The sequence below is a fragment of the Streptomyces iconiensis genome (assembly GCF_028657195.3).
In the GTDB taxonomy this organism is placed as follows: Bacteria; Actinomycetota; Actinomycetes; order Streptomycetales; family Streptomycetaceae; genus Streptomyces; species Streptomyces iconiensis.
The window spans coordinates 17,425-37,459 of the sequence record NZ_JANCPR020000073.1; the positions used below are offsets into that span (position 1 = coordinate 17,425).

Here is a 20,035-nt window from a genome sequence, read left to right on the forward strand (position 1 = left end):
GTCGTTCTTTACCAAGACGTGAATATGTGCGACTGGTCGAGCAGGCGTCTGAGCTGGAGCGCGTCCGGGGCGACCGCCGTGACCAGCAGCCCCTGGCCGGCCAGCGGGGTGACGGCTGCGGTCTCCCCCAGCATCCGGGGCTCGGCCGGCCGCTCGGCGAACGCCGGGTCCACCACCAGGAGCTGCCCCACCGCACGATGCCCTGCGCCCAGCACGGCGCCGCCGTCCCAACCCGGCGCTCCCGGCCCGTAGTCGAGCTGCTGGTCCAGCAGCGGTCTGCCCGCCACCCGTACGGTCAGCCGCGTACTGAGGCGGCCCGGCTCCTCCCCCGTACGGCCGAGAACCTGCTCGTCCCGGAGCACCAGGCGGGCCGTGGGCGCCAGGTCGACCACGAGGTGCTGGCGCAGATCGCTGCCCCGCGCGGAGATGAGCGGTTCCGGCAGCCAGTGCGCGTACGCGTCCTCGCCGACCGTCAGCCGTACGCCGTACTCCGCGTGCCCCGGCACCCGGCCCGGCAGCGCGATCATCGCCGCGCTGCTGTCGAGGCGCAGGGCCGCGCCCGCCTCCACCCGGGTCTCCACGGTGAGGCGGTCGCCACCCAGCGGCGCGCTCATCGCGCCGACGAGGGTGACCCGGGCACGCGCCGGGTCGGCCGAACGTGTACGGCGCGGTGCGAACGGGCCCTCGCCGCTGAGCAGCGGCAACGCGGTGCCGCCGCGTCCGTCGGAGGCCGCGGTGATGCGGACGTGCGCCCGCACCCCGGCCGGCCCCGCCGCTGCAGCGGGCGCCACGGCCGCCACGGGTGTCACGGCCACCCGGGGTGCCACGGCCGCCGCGGGTGCCGGCATCGGTGGCGGTGCGGGCCGAGCCGGTGCCGGGGTGCCCGCGCCGAGTACGGTCGTCATGCGGCGTGTGCCGCCTTTCCTGTCCAGTCGGCGAGCTGGGCGCGCACCCAGTCGGCCACAGGGCCGACACCGGGCTCGCCCCGCAACGACTGGAAGATGACGGGGAGTTCGCCCCGCTGCTCCTTGGCGTCGCGCGCCATGCCCTCCAGGTCGGAGCCGACGTAGGGCGCCAGGTCCGTCTTGTTGACCACGAGCAGGTCGGCCGTGGAGACGCCCGGGCCGCCCTTGCGGGGGATGTCGTCACCACCCGCGACGTCGATCACGAAGATCTGCGCGTCGGTCAGCCCCTTGGAGAACGTAGCGGTCAGGTTGTCACCGCCGGACTCGACCAGGATGAGGTCGAGCGGGCCGGCGCCCTGCGAGGCCAGATCGTCCTCCAGGTCCTCGACGGCCTCCAGGTTGGCCGAGATGTCGTCCCGGATCGCGGTGTGCGGGCAGGCGCCGGTCTCCACGGCGGTGATCCGCTCGGGCGGAAGGACGGCCTCGCGCAGCAGATACGCCGCGTCCTCGCGCGTGTAGATGTCGTTGGTGACGACCGCGAGGGACAGCTGGTCGCGCAGGGTGCGGCACAGCGCGGCGACCGTCGCGGTCTTGCCCGAGCCCACCGGCCCGCCCAGCCCGATACGGAGCGCCCGCCGCGTGCCGTCGGGGCGCTGGGGGTGGGCTGCGCTGTAGGTGTGCCGGTGCGGGAACTTCTCGTCGAGCTCGTGGTCGAGGTGCATGTCTCCTCCGGAGGGGTTGCGCGGGTCGGCCCTGCGGGCCGTACGGATACGGGCGGCCGGGTGGCCGGCGTCCGACGTCCGGAACTGCCGTTCCGGGCGGGTCGGTTGGTCGATTGGCCGACTTGTCGATTGGCCAATGGCCGGTGGGCGGTCAGGCCGGTAGAGAGGTAGGTCGGTAGCAGGTGGGGCGTTAGGTCGGTGGGCCGGTAAGTCAGTGGGCCGGTGGGCCGGTAAGTCGGTGGGTCCAGGGGCAGGTAGGTCGGCTGACCGGTTGGCCTGGTGGCCGGTCAGGAGGCGAACAGGCGGACGGGCCAGGTCGCGTGGGCCTCGGCGGTGATGTCGAGGAGCGGGGCCGAGGCGGCGGGCAGGTCGGCGAGGTCGCCTTCCGCCGCCTCGACGGCTCTTCGCGCCACGTCGTCCGCCTCGGGCGCGAGACGGGCCAGCACGGCGGTCGCGTCGAACGGGTCGAGGCTCAGAAGACGTACGGCCGCCGTCGCAGGGCCGCTGATGTTCTCGTACGCGCACGCGTGTGCCGCGTCCAGCGGCGTGAGTCCGGCGGAACGGGCTGCCAGCCCCAGCACGATCGGCTGATGCGCGCCCCTGGGCCGGGCGGCTGCCAGCGCGTCCAGTTCCGGGCACGGCCAGGTGGCGCGGGCAGCGCGCATCATCTGCCGCCCGAGCTTGCGTGCCGTGCGGCGCAGCGCGGGTGACGGCGTACGGGCGTCCGCCGCCTCGTCGAGCGCGAGCGGGTCGTGCCCCGCTGCGGCTGCTGCCGCGAGCGCCGCCGCTGTGAGGCCCGCCGTGTGCAGCCGGCCACGGCAGAACGCGCCGAGCGAGGCCGCGTCCTTCACCCGGCCCGCCTTCACAGCGGCCTCGGCGCCCCCGCTGTGCGCGTGCCCCCCGGCCGGGAACCGCCCGTCGGCCAGCACGAGCAACGCGGCTGCCGCTCCACTCATCCCTGCTCCTCCTCACCATGACAAGCCCTCGCCCCCCGAAGAACGGAAGGCACGGGCCCCCTTCTCTCCGAGGCAACGGCACCGAGCCCGAACGCCCTTCCTCTGCGGCGCAACGGCGCCAGGCCCGAACACCGCAGACCGCCGGTGCCCAACCGGCCGCCACAGACCGGCCCGGCACCGCCGACCACCACCGTCCCGGCCCCCGCCGGCCCGGAAACCGGAAAAGGGTGCGGCTCAGAAGAGGAAGTACCGCTGCGCCATCGGGAGTTGAGCTGCGGGGGCGGGGTCGATGGGGGTGCCGTCGACCGTGACGGTGAAGGTGTCGGGGTCCACGCGCACGTCGGGACGTGCGTCGTTCTCGCGCATGTCGGCCTTGGTCACGGACCTGGTGTCGCGGATCGCGACGAACCGTTTGGTGAGGCCGAGCCGTTCGGGCAGCCCGTCGTCGAGGGCGGTCTGCGTCACGAAGTTGAACGAGTTCGATCCCGGCGCACGCCCCCTGGCGCCGAACATGGGGCGGGGCAGTACGGGTTGCGGGGTCGGGATGGACGCGTTGGCGTCCCCGATCTGCGCGTAGGCGATCTGCCCGCCCTTGATGACCGTGAGCGGCTTGACGCCGAAGAACGCGGGGTCCCACAGCACGAGGTCGGCGAGCTTGCCGGGCTCGACGGAGCCGATCTCGGCGTCCATGCCCTGCGCGACGGCGGGATTGATCGTGTACTTGGCGACGTAGCGGCGCGCGCGCCGGTTGTCGGCGTGCCCGTCGCCCGCGAGGGCGCCGTAGCGCTCCTTCATCACGTGCGCGGTCTGCCAGGTACGCAGCACCACTTCGCCGACCCGGCCCATGGCCTGCGAGTCGGAGGAGATGATCGAGATCGCACCGATGTCGTGGAGCGCGTCCTCGGCCGCGATGGTGCTGGGCCGGATACGGGACTCGGCGAAGGCGAGGTCCTCGGGAACGGCCGGGTTGAGGTGGTGGCAGACCATCAGCATGTCGAGGTGTTCCTCGACGGTGTTGACGGTGTGCGGGCGCGTCGGGTTGGTGGACGACGGCAGGACGTTGGCCTCGCCGACGACGGTGATGATGTCGGGCGCGTGGCCACCTCCCGCACCCTCCGTGTGGTACGCGTGGATGCCACGCCCGGCGATCGCGGCGAGGGTGTCGCCGACGAACCCGGCTTCGTTGAGGGTGTCGGTGTGGATGGCGAGCTGTGCGCCGGTCTCGTCGCAGACGGTGAGGCAGGCGTCGATGGCGGCCGGTGTCGCGCCCCAGTCCTCGTGGATCTTGAACCCGACGGCGCCGCCGCGCAGTTGGCTGAACATCGCGTCGCGCGAGACGGTGTTGCCCTTGCCCAGGAGGCCGATGTTGAGGGGCAGTTGCTCCATGCCCTCCAGGGTGCGGGCCGTGTGCCAGGCGCCTGGCGTGATGGTGGTGGCCTTGGAGCCCTCGGCAGGTCCTGTGCCGCCGCCCACGAGAGTGGTGATGCCGGAGGCGAGGGCCTCGTCGGCTATCTGGGGGCAGACGAAGTGGACGTGCGCGTCGATGGCACCGGCGGTGAGGATCTTCCCGTTGCCCGCGATGATCTCGGTCTCGGGGCCGATGACGAGGTCGGGGTGCACGCCGTCCATCGTGTCGGGGTTGCCGGCCTTGCCGAGCGCGGTGATACGCCCGTCGCGGATGCCGATGTCGGCCTTGACGATGCCCCAGTGGTCGAGGACGAGCGCCCCGGTGATGACGGTGTCGGGGGCGCCTTCGGCACGGGTGGCGAGGGACTGGCCCATGGACTCGCGGATGACCTTGCCGCCGCCGAAGACGGCCTCTTCGCCCGAGCGCCCCGGCCCGCCTGCCAGGTCGTCCTCGATCTCTATGACGAGCGAGGTGTCGGCGAGCCGGACGCGGTCGCCCGTGGTGGGTCCGAACAGGTCGGCGTAGGCGGCTCGGTTCAACTCAAGCATCGAGGGGGCCTCCTGTTGCTGCGCGGAGCCCGGCGATGACGCGCCTGCCGCGGATGGGGACGAGGGCGACATCGACGGGGATGCCGGGCTCGAAGCGGACGGCTGTGCCCGCCGCGATGTCGAGGCGCAGACCGTGCGCGGCCTCGCGGTCGAACTCCAGCCCGGGATTGGCCTCGGCGAAGTGGTAGTGCGAGCCGACCTGTACGGGCCGGTCTGCGGCGTTGAGCACGGTGAGCCGGGTCACGTCGGCACCTTCGTTGACCGGCACCGGGGTCTCGGCGTAAAGGATCTCTCCGGGAATCATGGCTGCGCGCTCCTCGTCAGGCGATGGGCTCGTGGACGGTGACGAGCTTGGTGCCGTCGGGGAAGGTCGCCTCCACCTGGACGTCGTGGATCATCTCCGGGATGCCGTCCATGACGTCCTCGCGGGTGAGAACGGTGCGCCCTGAGGCCATGAGTTCGGCGACGGTGCGCCCGTCGCGGGCGCCCTCCAGAACATGCGCGGTGATCAGCGCGACGGCCTCGGGGTGGTTGAGGGCGAGCCCTCGGTCCTTGCGACGCTGCGCCACATCGGCCGCCACGTGTATGAGCAGCCGCTCCTGCTCGTGCGGGGTCAATCGCATACTCTCCACCTCACCGTCGTCGCGCCGGGGTCGGATAATCCCTGGTCACTCGCGGCGACAGACACGCGGATTAGATGTATCACACAAGTGAATCCGGGTTCCCGACTGCCCCGGCCTTCGTGCCGCCGACTGCCGGGGAGGCTAGGGCCACACCGTTTCGTCCGCGTTAAGGATCTGTTCCCACCGTCCGGGCGTCTTCCCGGGAAACGGACCGTCCTTTCGGGAATCGGAACCCCGGAACCGGAGGGGCCCCGCGGGCCCGCACGACGGCGCAGACCACACCGAGGGGAGAGCCATGCCGGAGGGGGCAACCATGCCGGAGGGGACAGGGACGCACGAGGTCACTTTCGCCAACGGCCCCGTGACGCTTGCCGGTTCACTGTCACTTCCGGACGGAGCCGGAGCCGGTGCGGGGTGCGCCGGGGTGGTGCTGGTCGGCGGTTCCGGCGACACGGACCGGGACAACGACACGTACTTCCCGCCGCTCCGCCGCCGTCTCGTGGCCGCCGGGCTCGCCGTGCTGTCCTACGACAAGCGCGGCGTCGGCGCTTCGGGCGGCGACTGGCACGCCTCGACCCTGGCGGACCTGGCGGGCGACGCGCACGCGGCGCTGGACCACCTCGGCGCGCATCCGCTCGTACGGGCCGGCGCCGTGGGCCTCTTCGGCCACAGCGAGGGCGGCTGGGTGGCCCTGCGCGCCGCCGCCGCGCACGGAGGGCTCCCCTGGGTGGTGACCAACAGCTGTCCGGGGACGACTCCCGCCGTCCAGGAACGCCACGCACTGGCCCAGGTTCTGCGGCGGACCGCGAGGATCTCGCGGGAGGAGGCGGAGTCCGTTCTCGCCGTCTACGACGATCTCGTCGAGGCGGGCCGGAACGGTGCGGGGTTCGCAACGGCAAGCCGACTTGTCGACTCAGCGGGGAGTCCTGGGCTCGCCACCTTCTGGGCCGGAGTGGACGCGCCCGTCTGGGAGTTCCTCAAGCGCAAGCAGGACCACGATCCGCTCCCCGACGCCCGGCGCCTGCGCTGCCCGCATCTGGCGGTGTTCGGCGGCGCCGATCCACTGGTACCCGTGACCGAGAGCGTCCGCCTCTTCACTGCCACCGCCCGCACACCCGGCCGGGACACCCGCGCGACGCTGACCGTCGAGGTGTTCCCCGGCGCCGACCACCGTGTGCGGACGGACGAGGGCACCCGCCTGGCGCCCGGCTACCCCGAGCGCCTGACCCGGTGGATCGCGGAACGTACACCTGCCGCCCCCGCTCCCCGCCCGACCACCCGCCGCCCAACTGCCCCCGGACCGGCTACTCCAGGACCGGCCGCTTCCGGTCCTGCCGCTCCCGGACCGGCTACTTCCGGTCCTGGACCACCGGCCGCTCCTGACCCGGCCGCTCCTCGCCCGACTCCTCACCCGGCCCGTCGCCCGACCCCTCGCCCGACCCCTCGCCCGACCGGCGAACGGACATCGCGACCAGGGCCCGCAGACCGGCCTCGAATTCCTCGGGAGTGATACCGCCGAACAGGGCCTGCTGTACGAAGTAGCCCTGGACAGCGCCGATCAGGGTGCGTGCGACGTGTTCGGTGTCGGCCTGTGGGTCGACCCAGCCGCGTGTCTGGTACTGCGCGACGAGACCGCTCCACTGGAAGCGCAGATGCGCGTACGCCTCGGAGACGACGGCGGCAATCTCCTCGTTCCGCAGCGCCTCACCCCACACCTGGACGAGCAGCCGGGGCAGCTCCCTGTGGTCTTCGCCCGCCCCCATGGCCTTCTGAAGGGCGCCGAAGACCTGCGCGAACAGCTCGTCCGGCATGGGTGGTTCGTCGCTGTCGGCCACGGCGTCGAAGGCGCCCGCGATGGTCTTCAGTGCCTCCTCGGCGACCGCGGCGACGATCTGCTCCTTGCTGCGGAAGTACCGGTAGACGGCGCCGGCCGACAGGCCCGACTCCTTGAGAACGTCCTGCATCGAGGTGGCGTGGAAGCCGTTGCGCAGGAACGAGCGGCGTGCGCCGTCGATGATCTGGCGGCGGCGGGATTCGAGGTGCTCGGGGGATACACGGGCCATGCGGTCAACGTAAAACGAACATTCCTTCTTGACAAGGGAGTTGGGGAGCGGGACGGTGACCCCGCTATGCAAAACGAACGGTCCTTCTCTTTACTTGGAGGCGTCACCGTGTCCACAGCACCCACTCCTTCCACGGGGCCTGCACCCTTCCCGCAGGGTGCCCAGCCCTCCGCGCCCTCCTCCCCGGACCCCTCCCCGGTCCCCTCCCCCGGCTCCCGTCGCCGCGTCGCGGCCGTGCTCGTGCTGGTGCCCGTGCTCGTCGCGCTCGCACTGTGGGCTTTCGCCTGGCCGGCGGCCCGCACGGCGCCCCGGGACCTGCCACTCGGCGTGGCGGGACCGGCCGCTGCCACCGGGCGGGCCGAGCGCCAACTGGGGCGGAACGAGGGCGCGTTCGACCTGCACCGCTACGCGAACGAGTCAGCGGCCCGCGACGCGATCCGCGACCGCGAGGTGTACGGCGCCGTGGCCGTCACCGCGAAGGGCCCGAAGCTGCTCACCGCGAGCGCGGCGAGCCCGGTGGTGGCCCAGCTGCTGGAGCAGGCGTCGGCGCGCATGGCGCCCGAGGGCGCACGGGTGCCGACCGAGGACGTGGTGGCGGCCCCCGAGGGCGACCCGCGTGGCGCGGCGCTCAGTGCGAGCGTGCTGCCACTCGCCCTGGCGGGCATGGCGGCGGGCGCGCTGGCGTGGCTGCTGAGGCTGCGGGGCACGCGCGGTGTGCTCGTTCTGATCGGATCCGCCGCGCTCGTGGGCGCTGTCGGCGCGGGGATCGCCGACAGCTGGCTCGGCGTGCTCAGCGGCGACTGGTGGGCGGAGGCGGCTGCGATCGGGCTCACCGTGCTCGCCGTCGCCTCGGCGGTTGCCGGGCTCGGCTCCCTCCTCGGCTACCGCGGCATCGGCCTGGGCGCCCTGGTCGCCATCCTGTTCGGCAACCCGTTCTCCGGCGTCTCCTCCGCGCCCGAGATGCTGCCCGAACCCCTGGGCCTGCTCGGCCAGTTCCTGCCTCCGGGTGCGGGCGGCACCCTGCTGCGCTCGGTCTCCTTCTTCGACGGCAACGGCGCCGACTCCCCTGCCGTCGTCCTGACGGTGTGGGCCGTACTGGGCCTGCTGACGGTCGCGTTGGCGCGGGGCCGCGCCGGCTCCCCGCACACCGCGCGGCCACTGCAGGAAGGGCGGGGTGAGGAGCGCACGGAACGGCGGGGAGAAGAGCCGGCCGCTGAGCAGACGGGAACGCCGCAGCCGTCTGCCCCGTTCCGCTCCGCGTAAATCCCTGTCCGTTATGCGTTCTTGACGGGCTCCCGCGGCGCCACCAGTCTCATGTCCGCGTCAACTCATGTCGCAGCTCCGCGCGACCTCTCCCCCACTCAGCATCGGAGCCCCACAGTGAAACGCAGACATAAGCGCCATGCCCTGCTCGCGGCCTCCGCGAGCGCCGCCCTGGCCTTCACCCTGCTCGGTGCGGCCGGAGCCCAGGCCGAAACGGAAGCGGGAGCGCGGGCCGCAGCGCCCGACATCCCGGTGGCGAACGTGCAGCAGCACCTCAAGGAACTGCAGGCCGTCGCCCAGGCCAACGGCGGCAACAGGGCGCACGGACGGCCCGGTTACAAGGCGTCCGTCGACTACATGAAGGCCAAGCTGGACCAGGCCGGATTCCAGACCAAGATCCAGCAGTTCACCAGCGGCGGCGCGACCGGCTACAACCTGATCGCCGACTGGCCCAAGGGCGGCACAGGCTCGACCGTGGTCACGGGGGCCCACCTCGACTCGGTCACCTCGGGCGCCGGGATCAACGACAACGGCTCGGGCTCGGCCGGGATACTGGAGACCGCGCTCGCGGTCTCCCAGGCCGACCTCGCACCCGCCAAACACCTGCGCTTCGCGTGGTGGGGCGCCGAGGAACGGGGCCTGATCGGCTCCCGGTACTACGTCAACAGCCTGCCGCAGAGCGAGCTGGGCAAGATCGACGCGTATCTCAACTTCGACATGATCGGCTCGCCCAACGCCGGACACTTCGTCTACAACGACAACGCGTCGATCGAGAAGGTGTTCAAGGACTGGTTCCAGACCAAGGGCGTGCAGACCGAGCCGTCGCGGGAGACCGCGGGCCGCAGCGACCACGCCTCGTTCGCCGCAGCCGGCGTCACCGTGGGCGGCAGCTTCACGGGAGCCGGCTCCACCAAGACCCAGGCGCAGGCGCAGAAGTGGGGCGGTACGGCGGGTCAGCCGTACGACAGGTGCTATCACTCCGCGTGCGACACCACGTCCAACATCAACGCGAAGGCTCTCGACCTGCACAGCGACGCCATCGCCCACGCGGTCTGGCAGCTCAGCTCCTGACGCCTGCCGCTCCCCCGCCCGGCGTCGCCGGGCTCAACTCCCTTGGCCCGGCCGCCGGTCTCCGGCGGCCGGGCTCCTGTATTCGGGAGCCTCGGCGGCGAAGCCGTACCGGCGCTGTTCCCGTTCGCCCGCAGCGGACCCCATGTCGCGGATCGTGGAGACGGTACTGATCACGCCGTCCTGCTCCTGCTCATCGAGCGCGGCGAGTCGTTCCAGGTCAGCGGCGGATACGAGCCCGACGAGCGGCCTTCCGTGCCGGGTGACCACGACGCGTTCGGCGCCGTAGACAACGCGGTTGATGAGGTCGGCCAGCTCTGCGCGTGCTTGCGTCACCGGAATCTCGTAAGCCATGCTCCCAGCATAACGTCATGTACGTCCTGTACATTTTCTACAGACTCGCATGATCACGAACGCGAAGGTGGAGTGTGACCCCGATGCTGAGCCGACCTACCGCCCGCTATGTCCTCCCCGAGTTCACCGAGCGCACCAGCACCGGCACGCGCTCGATGGACCCGTACTCGAAGCTCATGGAGGAGCGGATCATCTTCCTGGGCACACCGGTCGACGACACGTCGGCCAGCGATGTGATGGCCCAGCTCATCCACCTTGAACACTCCGACCCCGACCGGGACATCTCCCTCTACATCAACTCACCCGGCGGCTCCTTCACCGCCATGACCGCGATCTACGACACGATGCGGTTCGTCACCTGCGACATCGAGACCGTCTGCCTGGGGCAGGCCGCGTCGGCCGCCTCGGTCCTGCTGGCGGCGGGTACGCCCGGCAAGCGGCTGGCGCTCCCGAGCGCGCGCATCCTCATCCACCAGCCCACCGTCTCCGAGCCGATGCGCGGCCAGACCAGCGACCTGGAGATCCAGGCGAACGAAATGCTGCGCACCCGCGACATGCTGGAAGACCTGTACGTGGAGCACACGGGGCAGTCGCGGGCCAGGGTCAGCGCCGACCTCGAACGCGACACCATCTTCGGCGTGGAGGCCGCCATCGCCTATGGGCTGATCGACCGTGTCACCGTCAGCCGCAAGACCGGCGCCTGGGGATGAGCCCCTCGCCCATGCCCGAGCTGCCGCCGCTGCCCGCGCTCACGCGCGCGGAGGGCGAGGTCGTGGACGCGTACCTGGATGTGCTCGACCTGCTCGGCCGGATCAACCCGGCGCGCGGGCAGGACACCTACCGGGGCCTGCGCGCCGCGCAGGGCCTGGTGAGCAAGGCGGCTGTGCTGCGGGACGCGCTGACGCTGATGCACGAGCGGGGCGAGAGCGAGGTGCACGCGGAGACCCTCGCGCGTGCGCTGCGGGTACTGGACGGAGAGCGCAGGGCCCTGCTGGTCGGGCTGCCCCAGGAGGGGGGAGACGGCGGATGAGGCCCGGGCGGCTTCCCTGTCGGAGGTGCTGACTAGGGTGCTGGACATGAAGACGGCGCAGCTTTCCCCGCCCACCGCGTAGGGCGGGCCTCCATGGCAGGCCGCCGGTACGGGTGATGCCACCCGTGCCGGGGGTCGGTGGTGCCCGCGAACGGGACCGTCCGACCCCTCCTTACGCGGAGTACCTGCGTGCCGAATTCCCGATCCGGCCTGCCCGTTGGGCGTGGCCTTCTCTTCCTTGCCGTAGCCGGTGCCACCTGGGGTACCACGGGCGCTGCGGTCGATCTCGTCTACGGGTCCAGCGAACTGGGCCCGCTTTCCGTCTCCTTCTGGCGCTACGCGGGCGGGCTGGCGCTGCTGCTCGCGGGGCGCGCTGTCCTACGGCGTCTGCGCCCCGGACAGGCCGCACCGGGCGCCCGCCGGCCGCGGGGCCTTCCCCGACTGGCGCTGCGGCTGGTGACAGGGCTGTGCCTCGCGCTCTTCCAGACCGCGTACTTCGGTGCCGTCGCGGCGACCGGAGTGGCCGTGAGCACGGTGGTGACGCTGGGCGCCGCGCCCGTGTTCGTCGCGGCGGGCGCGCGGCTCGTACTGCGCGAACGGCTGGGCAGCGGCGGCCTGTTGGCCGTCGCAGCCGCGCTCGCCGGGCTGGCCGTGCTGGTGCTCGGCGGTCAGGACGGCACCGTGCGCGTCCCGGGTGTCGCGCTCGCGCTGCTGTCGGCTGCCGGGTTCGCCGTCTCCACCCTGCTGGCCAGGGCTGCGGGGAACGCGGGCGGAGACGACCCGTACACGTTGACGGTGTGGTCGTTCGGCGTCGGCGCCGTGGCGCTGCTGCCGCTCGCCGCCGTCGAGGGGCTGCTGCCGCACGGCGGCCAACCGTGGTCCGCCTTCTGGCTGTTGCTGTACGTGGCCGCTGTGCCGACGGCGCTCGCGTATCCGCTGTACTTCGCCGGCGCCGCCGTGGTGCGTGCCGCGACGGCCTCGGCGGTGATGCTGATCGAACCGGTCGGTGCCGCCGTGCTCGCCGTGGGACTGCTCGGTGAACCGCTGACGGCGGCGACGCTGACGGGCACGCTGGTACTGCTCTCCTCCCTGCTCTTCCTGATCAGAGCGGAGACGGTGGGTGCGCGTGAGACGTAAGGGGCACGGCGCACAAGGCGGCGGCGGTCGCACGGTGTTCGTAGGCTGCTGCGATGGACCGTCTCGCGAAGCTTCTCGACACCGTCGCACGGGGCGGATTCCCGCCGCCCGACGGTTCGCTGACCGTGCTGCCGCAGCCCTCACCCCGCGATGCCGGGGTACTGGCGCTGACCGGAAGGTCGGTGGTCTTCGCCGACGCCGACCCCGGCCGGATCAGGGGACTGCTGCCGCCGGGTGACCTCGGCGCGGCGCTCGGGCCGCCGTTCCTGACCGCGCTGTGCGCGGCCATGGGCAGGGAGGCGGGCAGCATCGACGTGCTGCTCGCCCTCCCTCCCGGTGCGCCCGTCGGCCGCTTCGGCCCGGGCGGCTTAGCCACGTCCGCCGGGTTGGCCGAGACCGATGCGCGCGCGCATCCCCGGGTCGCCCGCGCGCTCGCGCACCGCGACGACGTACGCGTGTGGGAGGCGCGCGGCGGCACGGTTCTGACGGGCCGGGGCGTCACCGGGCGCTGGGAGGTGGCGGTCGAGGTCGACGAGGCGGCGCGCGGCGCCGGGCTCGGACGCCAACTGGCCGCTGCCGCAAGGGGGTTGGTGCCCGCGAACGAGGTCCTGTGGGCACAGGTCGCACCGGGAAACGCGGCGAGCCTGCGTGCCTTCCTCGCCGTGGGATTCCTGCCGGTGGGCGCCGAGGTGCTGCTCTCCCGGCCCGGCGGCACGCGCTGATGCCGCGGGTGCGTGAGCCGGGCGTGAACGGCTACCCGCACGTGCATGGACGACAGCCGTAACGAGACACCACTGGAGCGGGCCGACCGTAACTTCGCCGAGCTGCTGCAGGAGTTGCGCGTACTCCAGACCGGCGTGCAGATCCTCTTCGCCTTCCTGCTGACGCTGGCCTTCACCCCGCGCTTCCCCGAGCTGGACCCGGTCCAGCGGTCGGTCTATCTGGTGACGCTGCTGCTGGCGGTCTCGGCGGCCGTACTGTTCACCGCGCCGGCCGCGGTGCACCGGGTGCTGTTCAGGCGCGGTGTGAAGAAGCTGATCGTGGATGTGTCCTCGCGGCTGGCGGGCTACGGCATGGCAGTGCTGGCGCTGGCACTCTCCGGCTCGGTGCTGCTCATCGCCGATGTGGTGCTGGGGCGCACGGGCGGCATCGTGGCGGGCTGCGGGGTACTGGGCGGGTGCGCGCTGCTGTGGGCGGCGATGCCGTGGCGGCTGCGCGGGCGTACGCCGAACGGGCACGGGCGGGACAGCCCTTAGGTCCGGTTCAGTTCGCCGGGACCGGGGTCCAGGGGAGGGCGACCCATACGGTCTTGCCTCCGTCCTGTGTGGGGGTGATGGTCAGCTCTCCGCCCGATTCGACGGTGAGGGCCTTGACGATGACGAGGCCGCGGCCGTTGTCCTGCTGGACGGCCGCCGGAAGGCGCTGGGGCCTGCGGGGGTGGCTGTCGGTGACGCCGATGTTGAGCCGTTCGGCGCCTTCGAGCCGGAGGTCGATGGTGAAGGTCGGTGACTGGCCCCTGGTGTGCTGGACCGCGTTGGTGGCCAGCTCGGAGATGATGAGCCGGAGCGATTCGACCGCGTCGGAACCGTTCTGCATGCCCCACTGGGTCACGACATCGGTGACGTATCTGCGTGCAGCGGTGACCGAGGCGGGCGCGCTCGGCAGGGTGATGGTCGCTTCTTGGTGGTCTGCCATGGCGAGGCCGTCCCTTTCCCGCCGGGGCCGGTTGCTCCGTCTCGTGGCGGCGTACGACTGAGAAGACGGAGCGGCCCGGATCGCCGCTTCGCGCCAGACTGCCATCCTGCGCGGCCCGATGCGGCCGATCCCCGGGCAAGTGGATATATCTGTCGCTCAAAGCGGTGAACTCTCCGGCAGGGCCACACGTGAGAACGCGGCCTGGGCGTATCGGTTCCGGAGCGGAAGGTCTGGTGGTAACTCTGCCGGGCAGGCGGTGGGGTGCGGAGGGGAGCCGACCATGAGACACGCTCCTGCGGTACGGCGCAGAAAGCTGGGGGCCGAGCTGCGGAGGCTACGTGCCAAGGCGGGTGTGACCAGCCGGGACGCGGCCGTTCAGGTGGGCTGGCACCAGTCCAAGATGAGCAGGATCGAGACGGGGCGCAGCGGGATCAAGCCCGCCGACCTGGAATGTCTGCTGGACGCCTACGGGGTGGTCGACCCGGAGCTGCGGGCCCTGCTGTCCGCGCTGGCGGGCGCCGACGAGGCGCGGGCCCCGGAGCCGGGTGAGGAACCCGGTCATGGCGGGGGCGCGCGGCGGGGCTGGTGGCACGCGTACCGCGATCTGCTGCCGCCCGCCTACCGTGACTTCATCTCGCTGGAGTCGCAGGCGGCGCGGGAGCGGACGCTGGAGACGAGCGTGGTGCCGGGGCTGCTCCAGACCGAGGCGTACGCGCGCGAGGTGACGCGCGCCGCGCTGGGCGGCGGGGTGCCGCAGGCGCGGATCGAGTCGCTGGTCGAGGTGCGCACCACGCGGCAGAGCGTGCTGTGGCAGGGGCCGCCGCTGGTGGTGGACGCGGTGCTGGACGAGGCGGTGCTGCGGCGCGAGGTGGGCGGGCGCGCGGTGATGCGTGAGCAGTTGGCCGCGCTGACCCGGGCGGCCGAGCTGCCGAACGTGCGGCTGCAGGTGCTGCCCTTCGCCAGCGGTGTGCACATCGGTGTCACGGGGCCTTTCGTTATTTTCTCTTTTTCGGCCATTGCTGATCTGGATGTAGTCGTTCTCGACCATTTGACGAGTAGCCTCTATCTGGAGGAGCACGACGAACTCAGGGCGTACAGCGCCGCGTTCGACACTCTGCGGGCTCACGCCCTGTCGTACGAGGACTCGCTGGCATTCATCGCCAGGACCGCTGAGGGCACTTGAGGAGACAGCACCATGTCGGCACCGCCTCGGAACGCACCCTTCGCCAGGCCGCCGCGCGGACAGCAGTGGAAGCGCAGCAGCTACAGCACAGGCACCAACAACTGCCTGGAGACCGTCCGTTGGGCCGACGGGCGGCGGCAGGCCGTACGCGACAGCAAGGACCCCGGACGCGGAGCGCTGCACTTCGGCGACCCCGCGTGGGCGGCCTTCGTCGCTTCGGTCCGCGACCCGGGCAGTACGGCCAACGGGGGCCTCTCCGGCGCGAGCTGAGAGCGGTCGTAGCTGTGATCAGGCGGCGGCGGGCGCGGTGGCGATCACCGTGTCCGCCGCCGTCGCGAGCTGTGCGCGCGTCAGATCGCCGCGCGCCGTCAGCCGCAGCCGGGAGATCCCGTCGGGGACCGAGGGCGGCCGGAAGCAGCCGACCTGGACACCCGCGGCACGGCAGTCGGCCGCCCACGCGAGCGCCGTGCCCGGCGAGGGCGCGCGTACGGAGACGACGGCAGCGTCGGGACGGGTGGCGTCCAGCCCCGCCGCCCGCAGCCGCTCGTACAGCCCCGTGGCCACGGCGCGGGTGCGCTCGGCGCGCTCGGGTTCCCCGCGCAGCAGGCGCAGGGAGGCCAGCGCGGCTCCGGCGGCGGCCGGTGCGAGACCCGTGTCGAAGATGAACGTACGTGCGGTGTTGAGCAGATGGGCGATGACCGGGGCCGGGCCGAGCACGGCGCCGCCCTGGCTGCCCAGGGACTTCGAGAGCGTGACGGTGGCGACCGTACCCACGGCGCCCGACAGGCCGGCCGCGTGCGGGGCGCCGCGTCCGCCGGGGCCGAGCACGCCGAAGCCGTGCGCGTCGTCCACGAGCAGGCCGGCCCCCGCCTCGCGGCAGACGGCCGCGAGCGCGGCGAGCGGTGCGGCATCGCCGTCGACCGAGAAGACGGAGTCCGAGACCACGAGGGCCTGCCCCTCGTGCGCTTCCAGTGCCTTGCGTACGGCCTCGGGCTCCGCGTGCGCCGCTACGGCCGTACGGGAGCGGGAGAGGCGGCAGCCGTCGATGAGCGAGGCGTGGTTGTAGGCGTCCGAGACGATGAGCCCCTCGTACGAGGCGTGCGAGGTCAGCGCGGTGACGGCGGCGAGGTTCGCCGCGTAGCCCGAGGAGAGCACGAGGGCCGCCTCGAAGCCGCAGAACTCAGCGAGTTCGGCCTCCAGCCGCGCGTGCAGCTCGGTGGTGCCGGTGACCAGGCGGGAGCCGCCCGCTCCCGCGCCCCAGCGCAGGGCAGCCTCGGCCGCCGCCGCTGTGACCCTGGGGTGGCGGGAGAGGCCGAGGTAGTCGTTGCCGGCCAGGTCCAGCAGCGGTGAAACGGCGGGGCGCGGGCACAGGGTGCGCAGCAGTCCCGCTGCTCGGCGCGTCTCCAGCGCTGCGGTGGTCCACGCGAAGGGGTCCTGGGGCATGGCGGCTCTTTCCGTGACGCTCTCCCCCACGGCCGCGGGGGCTCGGTTGTCCCTGCCGGGACGCCTGCCGGGACACCTGGCGAGACGGCAGGCCGTTTTGTAGGCAGTGGATAGAACCTAACGTGCCATGTCGCAGGTCAGCGTGTGGCAACATCCACATCTGACTCCAGCGGCCTTGTAGGCTTCCTCCATTCCACCGCACCGTGCCATGGGAAAGGATCGTGCCCATGGACGACCTTCTGACCACACTGGTGAACAAGGGACTGCGGGGCGAGACGCCGACGCGGGACGAGGCCCTGGAGGTGCTGCGGACCTCTGACGACGACCTGCTCGACGTGGTCGCCGCGGCCGGGAAGGTACGCCGTCAGTGGTTCGGGCGGCGCGTGAAGCTGAACTACCTGGTCAACCTCAAGTCAGGGCTGTGCCCCGAGGACTGCTCGTACTGCTCACAGCGGCTCGGCTCCGAGGCGGAGATCCTCAAGTACACCTGGATCAAGCCGGGAGAGGCCGCTGACGCGGCGGGCGCCGGCGTCAGGGGCGGGGCCAAGCGCGTATGCCTGGTGGCCAGCGGACGCGGCCCCACCGACCGGGACGTCACCCGGGTCTCGGAGACCATCGCCGCCATCAAGGAGCAGAACGAGGGCATCGAGGTGTGCGCCTGCCTCGGACTGCTCTCCGACGGGCAGGCGGACAGACTGCGCGAGGCGGGCGCCGACGCCTACAACCACAACCTGAACACGTCCGAGGCCACCTACGGCGACATCTGCACCACCCATGACTTCTCCGACCGTGTCCGTACCGTCCAGCACGCCAAGTCGGCGGGTCTCTCGCCCTGTTCCGGGCTGATCGCGGGCATGGGCGAGAAGGACGAGGACCTGGTCGACGTGGTGTTCGCGCTGCGCGGCCTGGACCCGGACTCGGTACCCGTCAACTTCCTGATCCCGTTCGAGGGCACACCGCTGGCCAAGGAGTGGAACCTGACGCCGCAGCGGGCGCTGCGCATCCTGGCGATGGTCCGCTTCGTGTGCCCCGACGTCGAGGTGCGGCTCGCGGGCGGGCGCGAGGTGCATCTGCGCACGCTCCAGCCGCTCGCACTCCACCTGGCCAACTCCCTCTTCCTGGGCGACTACCTCACCAGCGAGGGGCAGGCGGGCCAGGCCGACCTCGACATGATCGCCGACGCCGGTTTCGAGGTGGAGGGCACGGGGACGACGACGCTGCCCTCGCACCGGCGCCCCGAGGAGGGCCCCGAGCACGTCGCCGTACGACGCCGCGGCGCGGGGACGGAGCTGCCCCCCAATGCCTGACCGCACCGTGACGGCTCCCGCGCTGCGGGAGCCCCTGAAGAACCTGGACACCGAGTCCGTTCTCGCACTGGACCGGCAGCACGTGTGGCACCCGTACGGCCCGATGCCCAACACCGCCGAGCCGCTGGTCGTCGAGTCCGCCTCGGGCGTACGGCTGCGGCTGGCCAAACCGGCGTACGGGCACCGGGAACTGGTCGACGCGATGTCCTCGTGGTGGTCGGCGATCCACGGCTACAACCACCCGGTGCTCAACGAGGCGGCGCACGACCAGCTCGGCAGAATGAGCCATGTGATGTTCGGCGGGCTCACCCACGAGCCCGCCGTGCGGCTCGCCAAGCGGCTCGCCGACCTCGCACCCGGCGACCTGGAGCACGTCTTCCTCTCCGACTCGGGCTCCGTCTCGGTCGAGGTCGCCATCAAGATGTGCCTCCAGTACTGGCGTTCGGCCGGGCGGCCTGAGAAGCGGCGACTGATGACCTGGCGCGGCGGCTACCACGGCGACACCTGGCAGCCCATGTCCGTGTGCGACCCCGAGGGCGGCATGCACCACCTGTGGTCCGGCGCCCTGCCGCCGCAGGTGTTCGCCGACGCGCCGCCGAGCGGGTTCGAGGCGGAGCCGGACGAGGGCTACCTCGCCCATCTGCACGACACCGTGGAGCGCCACGCGCACGAACTGGCCGCCGTCGTCGTCGAGCCGGTCGTCCAGGGCGCGGGCGGCATGCGCTTCCACTCCCCCGCCTACGTACGGGCGCTGCGCGAGGCATGCGACGCGCACGGTGTCCTGCTGGTGCTCGACGAGATCGCGACCGGCTTCGGCCGTACGGGCGAGCTGTTCGCCGCGGAGCACGCGGGTGTCACCCCCGATGTGATGTGTGTGGGCAAGGCTCTGACCGGCGGTTATGTCTCCATGGCCGCGACGCTGTGCACGCCGCGTGTCGCTCGCGGCATCTCCCGGGGCGAGGTTCCCGTGCTCGCGCACGGCCCCACCTTCATGGGGAACCCGCTCGCCTCCGCGCTCGCCTGCGCCTCCCTCGACCTGCTTCTCTCCCAGGACTGGCGGGCGCGGGTGCGGCGCATCGGCGACGGTCTGCGCGCGGGGCTGGCGCCCGCCGCCGCGCTGCCCGGCGTCGTGGATGTGAGTGTGCTGGGTGCGATCGGTGTCGTACGGCTTGACCACGAGGTGGATGTCGCCGCTGCTACCCGCGCCGCGGTGCGGGCCGGGGTGTGGGTGCGGCCGTTCCGCGACATGGTGTACGCCATGCCGCCGTACGTCACCGGGGACGCGGATGTGGCGCGGATCGCTGCGGCGGTGTGTGCGGCCAGTTCCGCTCGCGCGGGGTCCGCTCGCGCGGGCCTTGGCGATGTGTGTGCGGGGTCCGCTGGCGCGGGGGCCGGTACCGCTGGTGCGGGGGGCCGTTCCGCTGACGCGGGTGGCGGTTCCGCTGACGCGGGTGGTAATTCCGCTGGCGCGAGTGCCGGTTCTGTGGGTGCGGCGTGAGTGGGGTTCTTGTTGTGTCCGGTACCGGGACCGATGTCGGTAAGACCGTCACCACCGCGGCTGTCGCCGCGTGTGCGTTGAGCGCTGGGCGGTCTGTTGCTGTGCTCAAGCCTGCGCAGACCGGTGTGGGTGCGGGGGAACCCGGTGATGTCGCCGAGGTGTTGCGGCTCGCCGGTGACGGGGTCACCGGGGTTGAACTCGCCCGGTACCCCGAGCCGTTGGCTCCTGAGACCGCGGCGCGGCGTGCTGGTATGCCGTACGTCTCGGCTCGTGACGTGGCCGAGGCCGCTGAGAAGCTTGCCGCCTCGCATGACCTCGTTCTTGTCGAGGGGGCGGGTGGGCTGCTCGTACGGTTTGACGCCGCCGGTGCGACGTTGGCCGATGCGGCGCGGTTGCTGCGCGCGCCTACGCTCGTTGTGAGCGCTGCCGGGCTCGGTACGCTCAACTCCACGGCGCTCACCGTGGAGGCGTTGGGGGCTCGGGGGTTGGCGTGTGCCGGGGTTGTGGTCGGCAGTGTGCCTCGTGAGCCGGATTTGGCTGTGCGGTGCAATCTGGACGATTTGGCGGTGTGTGCGGGGGTGCCGCTGTGTGGGGTTCTGCCCGCTGGGGCTGGTGCTGTCGCTCCTGTTGAGTTTCGGCGGCTTGCGCCTTCTTGGCTTGGGTCTTGTTTGGGTGGCTGGGGGCCGTGGGCCTCTGACGGTCACTAATGGGGCTTCGCCCCTTGCCCCGTTGGCCTCGCCGGCCGGGCGTTGGGGGGCGCTGCCCCCCAACAGCCCCCCGCTAGAGGTGGGCTTCGCCCCCCTCTAGGACTCCCCCCGCCCGTATCGGGGCC

General features: G+C 72.0%; 22 protein-coding genes and 1 pseudogene. 13 read left to right on the forward strand and 10 right to left on the reverse strand.

Translation table 11 applies throughout. From position 1 onward, the window contains the following. Window positions 1-8: 8 nt before the first annotated feature. From NMN56_RS40160 to NMN56_RS40185, 6 genes are all read right to left on the reverse strand, one after another. Window positions 9-905, reverse strand: coding sequence for an urease accessory protein UreD (locus NMN56_RS40160; RefSeq protein ID WP_274042604.1), 897 nt, complete (start codon window positions 903-905; stop codon window positions 9-11). Further along, window positions 902-1,627 (reverse strand): urease accessory protein UreG, encoded by a 726-nt coding sequence (gene ureG / locus NMN56_RS40165; protein ID WP_274042605.1) that lies wholly within the window; start codon window positions 1,625-1,627, stop codon window positions 902-904. Before ureG ends, NMN56_RS40160 begins: the two co-directional genes overlap by 4 nt. 287 nt (window positions 1,628-1,914) lie before the next feature. Then, the gene (locus tag NMN56_RS40170; protein ID WP_274042606.1) at window positions 1,915-2,583 is read right to left on the reverse strand and encodes an urease accessory protein UreF; all 669 of its coding nucleotides are present in this window, start codon (window positions 2,581-2,583) and stop codon (window positions 1,915-1,917) included. A 234-nt stretch (window positions 2,584-2,817) separates the two neighbouring features. Continuing rightward, complete coding sequence (locus NMN56_RS40175) at window positions 2,818-4,539, reverse strand: urease subunit alpha (RefSeq protein WP_274042607.1); 1,722 nt, start codon at window positions 4,537-4,539, stop codon at window positions 2,818-2,820. Continuing rightward, entirely contained in the window at window positions 4,532-4,843 is a 312-nt protein-coding gene (locus NMN56_RS40180; RefSeq protein ID WP_274042608.1) for an urease subunit beta, read from the reverse strand. The genes NMN56_RS40175 and NMN56_RS40180 overlap by 8 nt, the downstream gene beginning before the upstream one ends. A gap of 16 nt (window positions 4,844-4,859) precedes the next feature. Beyond that, a complete protein-coding gene (locus tag NMN56_RS40185) occupies window positions 4,860-5,162 on the reverse strand; it encodes an urease subunit gamma (RefSeq protein ID WP_274042609.1) in 303 nt (100 codons plus the stop codon). A 313-nt stretch (window positions 5,163-5,475) separates the two neighbouring features. Here NMN56_RS40185 and NMN56_RS43150 point away from each other — a divergent pair. Next, a pseudogene (locus NMN56_RS43150) lies at window positions 5,476-6,333 on the forward strand (alpha/beta hydrolase family protein); the annotation flags it as partial. 178 nt (window positions 6,334-6,511) lie between these two features. On the opposite strand, the gene NMN56_RS40195 reads toward NMN56_RS43150, so the two are convergent. Then, window positions 6,512-7,225 (reverse strand): TetR/AcrR family transcriptional regulator, encoded by a 714-nt coding sequence (locus NMN56_RS40195; protein WP_274042610.1) that lies wholly within the window; start codon window positions 7,223-7,225, stop codon window positions 6,512-6,514. Window positions 7,226-7,459: 234 nt separating this feature from the next. Between NMN56_RS40195 and NMN56_RS40200 the strand changes: the two genes are divergently transcribed. Both NMN56_RS40200 and NMN56_RS40205 read left to right on the forward strand, forming a co-directional pair. Beyond that, entirely contained in the window at window positions 7,460-8,488 is a 1,029-nt protein-coding gene (locus NMN56_RS40200) for an ABC transporter permease (RefSeq protein ID WP_280842743.1), read from the forward strand. Window positions 8,489-8,605: 117 nt separating this feature from the next. Further along, a complete protein-coding gene (locus NMN56_RS40205; protein WP_274042612.1) occupies window positions 8,606-9,559 on the forward strand; it encodes a M28 family metallopeptidase in 954 nt (317 codons plus the stop codon). A gap of 33 nt (window positions 9,560-9,592) precedes the next feature. Here NMN56_RS40205 and NMN56_RS40210 read toward each other — a convergent pair whose 3' ends face one another. Beyond that, window positions 9,593-9,910 carry a type II toxin-antitoxin system Phd/YefM family antitoxin gene (locus NMN56_RS40210; RefSeq protein ID WP_274042613.1) on the reverse strand — a complete coding sequence of 106 codons (318 nt, stop codon included), beginning with the start codon at window positions 9,908-9,910 and terminating at the stop codon, window positions 9,593-9,595. An 86-nt stretch (window positions 9,911-9,996) separates the two neighbouring features. Between NMN56_RS40210 and NMN56_RS40215 the strand changes: the two genes are divergently transcribed. The 5 genes from NMN56_RS40215 (at window position 9,997) to NMN56_RS40235 (ending at window position 13,333) form a co-directional block, all read left to right on the forward strand. After that, the gene (locus NMN56_RS40215) at window positions 9,997-10,620 is read left to right on the forward strand and encodes an ATP-dependent Clp protease proteolytic subunit (RefSeq protein WP_274042660.1); all 624 of its coding nucleotides are present in this window, start codon (window positions 9,997-9,999) and stop codon (window positions 10,618-10,620) included. Between the two features lie 11 nt (window positions 10,621-10,631). Beyond that, entirely contained in the window at window positions 10,632-10,940 is a 309-nt protein-coding gene (locus NMN56_RS40220) for a hypothetical protein (protein WP_430542834.1), read from the forward strand. Window positions 10,941-11,129: 189 nt separating this feature from the next. Then, complete coding sequence (locus NMN56_RS40225) at window positions 11,130-12,077, forward strand: DMT family transporter (RefSeq protein ID WP_274042615.1); 948 nt, start codon at window positions 11,130-11,132, stop codon at window positions 12,075-12,077. A 53-nt stretch (window positions 12,078-12,130) separates the two neighbouring features. Next, window positions 12,131-12,799, forward strand: coding sequence for a GNAT family N-acetyltransferase (locus tag NMN56_RS40230; RefSeq protein WP_274042616.1), 669 nt, complete (start codon window positions 12,131-12,133; stop codon window positions 12,797-12,799). A 45-nt stretch (window positions 12,800-12,844) separates the two neighbouring features. Next, window positions 12,845-13,333, forward strand: coding sequence for a DUF6328 family protein (locus NMN56_RS40235; RefSeq protein WP_274042617.1), 489 nt, complete (start codon window positions 12,845-12,847; stop codon window positions 13,331-13,333). Window positions 13,334-13,340: 7 nt separating this feature from the next. Here the strand turns inward: NMN56_RS40235 and NMN56_RS40240 are convergent, their stop codons facing one another. Further along, window positions 13,341-13,772, reverse strand: coding sequence for an ATP-binding protein (locus NMN56_RS40240; protein ID WP_274042618.1), 432 nt, complete (start codon window positions 13,770-13,772; stop codon window positions 13,341-13,343). A gap of 280 nt (window positions 13,773-14,052) precedes the next feature. Between NMN56_RS40240 and NMN56_RS40245 the strand changes: the two genes are divergently transcribed. Beyond that, a complete protein-coding gene (locus NMN56_RS40245) occupies window positions 14,053-14,955 on the forward strand; it encodes a helix-turn-helix domain-containing protein (RefSeq protein ID WP_274042619.1) in 903 nt (300 codons plus the stop codon). Between the two features lie 12 nt (window positions 14,956-14,967). Continuing rightward, window positions 14,968-15,225 (forward strand): DUF397 domain-containing protein, encoded by a 258-nt coding sequence (locus tag NMN56_RS40250; RefSeq protein ID WP_274042620.1) that lies wholly within the window; start codon window positions 14,968-14,970, stop codon window positions 15,223-15,225. An 18-nt stretch (window positions 15,226-15,243) separates the two neighbouring features. Here NMN56_RS40250 and NMN56_RS40255 read toward each other — a convergent pair whose 3' ends face one another. Next, window positions 15,244-16,398: an 8-amino-7-oxononanoate synthase gene (locus NMN56_RS40255; protein WP_274042621.1), complete on the reverse strand. Its 1,155-nt coding sequence runs from the start codon at window positions 16,396-16,398 to the stop codon at window positions 15,244-15,246. A gap of 227 nt (window positions 16,399-16,625) precedes the next feature. On the opposite strand from NMN56_RS40255, the gene bioB reads away from it, so the two are divergent. Genes bioB through bioD form a run of 3 tightly spaced genes read left to right on the forward strand, consistent with a single transcriptional unit; the run spans window position 16,626 to window position 19,910 of the window. Then, window positions 16,626-17,705, forward strand: coding sequence for a biotin synthase BioB (bioB, locus tag NMN56_RS40260; protein WP_274042622.1), 1,080 nt, complete (start codon window positions 16,626-16,628; stop codon window positions 17,703-17,705). Continuing rightward, entirely contained in the window at window positions 17,698-19,203 is a 1,506-nt protein-coding gene (locus NMN56_RS40265) for an adenosylmethionine--8-amino-7-oxononanoate transaminase (RefSeq protein WP_274042623.1), read from the forward strand. Before bioB ends, NMN56_RS40265 begins: the two co-directional genes overlap by 8 nt. Beyond that, window positions 19,200-19,910 (forward strand): dethiobiotin synthase, encoded by a 711-nt coding sequence (gene bioD / locus NMN56_RS40270; protein ID WP_283742559.1) that lies wholly within the window; start codon window positions 19,200-19,202, stop codon window positions 19,908-19,910. Before NMN56_RS40265 ends, bioD begins: the two co-directional genes overlap by 4 nt. Window positions 19,911-20,035 lie beyond the last annotated feature (125 nt).